Raw genomic sequence first — 2,441 nt, 5'->3', positions numbered from 1 at the left:
AGCCTTGACCGGAGCACGCCCGATCAGGCCTACTTCAACCCGCTTCCGCAACGCGCGGCAGCGTAACCCCGGCAGACGCTCCACTTAGCGAACCGAAAACGCTGTTCAACCAAACCGAGCCACCTCACTTGTCCTCATCGATCTCCATGAACCGACGTTACCACGCGCGGCACCCAAAATCCCGCGGCCCCGCTCGGATGGATACGTTGTGTGTCCGGTTTTGTCCGGTGGTCCGGAGGGACTTGGATCGCGGCTCACGAACAACTGGGCGTGGGAGGTCTGCCACTGAGACACGCAGACTAAAATTAAGGAAAGCAGGCAGGCATCTCATTGCCCAACGACCAGACGCCGGCGGACTGGGCGGGATGCCGATCTATCAATGTGTGGTTAAGACGGTTACAACACCAATGGCTGAAGGTACGGCAGTCGGTACGGAGGGAACACTATGGGACTGATCAATAAAATACTCAGCCAAGCAAGCGACCTCACGTCGGATCAGGCGCGGCAGGAACTCGATGGTGTTCTCCTGCCGGACGAACCTGTCGAGGTTGCGTTCAAGGTCGTTCGGGACCTGTTCGTCTTCACCGACCGGCGTCTGATCCTTGTTGATAAACAGAGCCTCACTGGTCGCAAGGTCGAATACCTCATCATTCCCTACCGAGCTATCACCACTTACTCGATCGAGAATGCCGGGACCTTCGACATGGACTCGGACCTTAAGATTTGGATCTCAGGCCGGGCCGAGCCAATCCAAAAGGTGCTCAAAAGCGGTGCAAACATCCGTGGCATCCAAGCGGCAATCGCGTCGGCTTTATAACGGCACCAATTGGATGGCCCGATTCCGTTGTCTCTTCCGCGCTGCATCCTCTGGTTGACCGAGTCGATCTGGTCGTGCCTGAACCACGTATCTGGCTTGGGGTATCTCATCCTGACCGTCACCGGCGGGGTGGCCCAAAGTGTCAGGACTTTGTCTGCTTTGATCAAGCACGAACGTTGGGCCGGAGTAGATTAGCCAAAGCCTGATCATGAAGAATGCCATGAGATTGAAGGCTGGTGTGGCATGGTCTGAGCTTGCCGCATTGAAGGGGATCTCGCCGCGTCTTGCCGATGAGAAAGCATGGGGACCCGTCGGGTCAGCATTGTATCCATGGAGCTGATCATCGGCCCTGCGAGTAGCGGCTCATCTTGGGATGGAAGCCATTCGTCAGGCTCGGTAACGCGTTAATCAACGTTCGTGCTGCGATCGAAGATCCTTACCAACCAAGGGTTCTGTGAACCACCGAGATTGGAGTTATGGATATGAGCGAAATCATCACTTCGGACTTGATCTCTCGTCGGCGTGCTCTTTCTCTCGTGGGGTGGGCAGCCGCACTGGGCCTCGCGGCCCCTGCCGCGGTCCTGACGGCGTCACATGCTGGGGCCCAGACACCAGCGCCAGCGCCAGTGACACCACCACCCGCCACTGGCACCCCTGGCATGCAGCGCCGCAAGGCGCGCCGGACCGGACGCGACGAGCGACGCGATGAGCGGCGGACCGGACGCACGGAGCGGCGCGAGGAGCGCCGTGACTGAGCGAGACGACCTATCTAAAGAGCATTCGATTCGACTCTCTGCGAAACGAGCCGGCGTGAACCGAAGCGCCCGACCTGTTCCAGAGACGAACGGAACCGTGAGGCGACCGGACAGAAGGGGCCCCCTAAAGGGGCCGGCATTCCCTCAAGGCACGTTTCGAAGCGAACTCACTCTGGCACGATCAGTTTCAGCGCAGCTACGACTAGGGTGTGGAACGGCACTGAAGGTTGACCCCTGGCGAGGGCAGCCCAATGCCTTGGTTGAGCAACTCGACAAGGGAACTCAGCGGGGCACGATCGGCGCCGATGATGACCCTGCCAACGCTATGACCTCGCCAGCAAAGTCATGTCCCTAGGGGCATTTGGCTTGGGGGACAGTATTCGATGCTGGTTCACACTCCGGCAGTTGCAAGGCCGCGCGATTACGGAATGCAGCATGGGCGTCTGCGATCATCACAGGTGATTGGGCTTGTCTAGGAAGGGGCCGTTGTCACGAATGTCGGTATCCCGCAGGAAGTAACGAATGTGCGGCCACCGTTCATAGGTCACCTTGGTCAGCGCCAGACCAGCTCTCGAGCCGGACACGTCCAGATTGGTGAACAGGGCAACGACCTCGTCGCCGAGGGCCTCAAGCAGTTGGAGTGCTGCGTCGGTATCCCCGGCCTCAAGGTATCCATCCGAGCGGGGCCGCGGGATTTTGGGTGCCGCGCGTGGTAACGTCGGTTCATGGAGATCGATGAGGACAAGATCGACGATGCCGTTTTGGCGCTGTTATGGCTGACGCTGCATAACGAGCGTTGTGCCTGGAAGGGCTTCGACTGGGCAACGACGGATCGGCTTCACAAGAAGGGCTTGATCGGCGACCCAGTC

At 59.2% G+C, this 2,441-nt stretch carries 3 protein-coding genes; all 3 read left to right on the top strand.

Annotated features, from left to right (window positions below):
* The first annotated feature begins 445 nt into the window (after positions 1-445).
* On the top strand, positions 446-817 hold the full coding sequence (locus FS320_RS41745; protein ID WP_152718438.1) for a PH domain-containing protein: 372 nt from the start codon (positions 446-448) through the stop codon (positions 815-817).
* A gap of 482 nt (positions 818-1,299) precedes the next feature.
* A complete protein-coding gene (locus FS320_RS41740) occupies positions 1,300-1,572 on the top strand; it encodes a hypothetical protein (RefSeq protein ID WP_152718437.1) in 273 nt (90 codons plus the stop codon).
* A 725-nt stretch (positions 1,573-2,297) separates the two neighbouring features.
* On the top strand, positions 2,298-2,441 hold a 144-nt coding region (locus FS320_RS49335; protein WP_244626992.1), incomplete at its 3' end, for a DUF6429 family protein.

Origin of the sequence: Microvirga tunisiensis (assembly GCF_009296175.1) — a bacterium.
GTDB classification, from domain to species: domain Bacteria; phylum Pseudomonadota; class Alphaproteobacteria; order Rhizobiales; family Beijerinckiaceae; genus Microvirga; species Microvirga tunisiensis.
This window is presented reverse-complemented; position numbering and strand designations above follow the sequence as displayed.

What these genes read in the sequence shown, in the direction of transcription:
- FS320_RS41745 (WP_152718438.1), top strand. Translation starts at nt 446, where the DNA reads ATGGGACTGATCAATAAAATACTCAGCCAAGCAAGCGACCTCACGTCG.
- FS320_RS41740 (WP_152718437.1), top strand. Translation starts at nt 1,300, where the DNA reads ATGAGCGAAATCATCACTTCGGACTTGATCTCTCGTCGGCGTGCTCTT.